Here is a 1458-nt window from a genome sequence, read left to right on the forward strand (position 1 = left end):
TTTCGTTGAGAAGCCACAGGTCTCCCAACAGGCTTCGACGTTCGAAATAATGGTATTCAGCGTGGAGAACTGCGCGTAGTGAATCTCGTCTAACTCGACATTGGCAGTCTGCGCGTCTGTATACCGGTCCTCAATGTCGTCGAGTTCATCAGTAGTGACTGGGGTCTGCTTCCAATCAGGCGCGTTCTCAAGGATGAGCTCCCGGAGATGTTCTTCCAAATAGGTGATTCGGTCGAACAAGTAGATCCGGACGGGTGCCGTGTTGAGATCGGCGCGAGTGAGGATGCCTGTAATGCGGCTGTGGCCGCCGAGGAAATACACTGGTTTCTCGATGAGCGCCGTAAGGACATCCTCAAACGTTGCGTCACCACTCATCAGATACTCGATTGTGAGCGGGGTGAGATACTCTCCTAGCGTATCGCCATCATCGTCAACAGTAACGTCATCTTCGTGAATGAACCCGACCGGATCGCCCCGCTTCTGAATTGGAGCGGCGTCGTACCCGTTCGTTCCGAGCCACTCGGCGGCAGTACTTGGTGATGTGTCGTGTGAGAGATACTCGACAGACGCCGTTGCGAGTTCAGCCGCTGTACACTCGTAGATATCTCGGGACACACGTCCCATTGTAGTGGGCGGGCTATTCAAGAGGGGGAGCACGGCGCGTAGTGGGGCAGATCAACGTCTCAGTCACCACAATATTAATGTCTACGGAGCATATATTTTCATACAGGTATGCTCAATGGACATTTTAAGTCAGCAAGGGGGAGTCTCGAATTCGGTGCTGCTGACTGCCTATTCCCCGTAGAGGAATTGGATGCGACTGTCCACCAGTATCGGGATGCCCAGCTCGCGCTCGACGCTGTCGATGGGGAACGCGTGATTATTGTCGCCCCGACGAACCTCGCATCGAGTTACCAACTCACCCAACACCCGCTCACGGCGATCACGGTCGAGAGCCTATCGTCCGCGACCCAAGCGCGAATCGCCGACACGATCGATGCTCCTCTTGAGACGTTCGAGCTCATCCAAATCGGGAAGTGGAACAGTAGCAGCCCGAACCACTCACTCAGCGAATTCGCGGACGCCTGACTGCTGACCTATCCACGTATTGGAGCGATACGACTTACCTACGACACGACTGCTATGACTGACACACTCGCTGCGGAATATCCGGAGGCCGCCCCGTTCATCGAAGAGGCCGTCGACGAGCACGGCGAAGACTGGGTGTTGGAGAACTACTACAAGAAGATCTATCCACTCGCGCAGGTGATGGCAGTCCCTGAGAAGGAGGAACTTCCCTTCTACGACGCGGACGAACATGAGACGATGACAGAAGCGGAACGAGTAGAGATGTACCAAGCGTGGGGTGAGTATCGAGAGAACTTACGAACTGGGACAAAGCCGAGAGAGTGACACCGATACTGAGTATCGATACGGCGATATTCCGAGACTAGTTTT

3 protein-coding genes are annotated in these 1458 nt (G+C 54.6%); 2 read left to right on the plus strand and 1 reads right to left on the minus strand.

Features of this window, described 5'->3' with window-relative positions:
- Nucleotides 1–615 (minus strand): CBS domain-containing protein (locus U4E84_RS17270; protein WP_322533331.1); only part of this gene is annotated, 615 nt, incomplete at its 3' end.
- Nucleotides 616–732: 117 nt separating this feature from the next.
- On the opposite strand from U4E84_RS17270, the gene U4E84_RS17275 reads away from it, so the two are divergent.
- Both U4E84_RS17275 and U4E84_RS17280 read left to right on the plus strand, forming a co-directional pair.
- A complete protein-coding gene (locus tag U4E84_RS17275) occupies nt 733–1089 on the plus strand; it encodes a hypothetical protein (RefSeq protein ID WP_322533332.1) in 357 nt (118 codons plus the stop codon).
- Nucleotides 1090–1143: 54 nt separating this feature from the next.
- The gene (locus U4E84_RS17280; protein ID WP_322533333.1) at nt 1144–1413 is read left to right on the plus strand and encodes a hypothetical protein; all 270 of its coding nucleotides are present in this window, start codon (nt 1144–1146) and stop codon (nt 1411–1413) included.
- The last annotated feature ends 45 nt before the right edge of the window (nt 1414–1458 follow it).

The sequence above is a fragment of the Halorubrum sp. AD140 genome (assembly GCF_034497445.1).
Taxonomy (GTDB): domain Archaea; phylum Halobacteriota; class Halobacteria; order Halobacteriales; family Haloferacaceae; genus Halorubrum.

Coding starts and splice junctions, on each gene's coding strand:
- U4E84_RS17275 (WP_322533332.1), top strand. CDS start 733: ATGCTCAATGGACATTTTAAGTCAGCAAGGGGGAGTCTCGAATTCGGT.
- U4E84_RS17280 (WP_322533333.1), top strand. CDS start 1,144: ATGACTGACACACTCGCTGCGGAATATCCGGAGGCCGCCCCGTTCATC.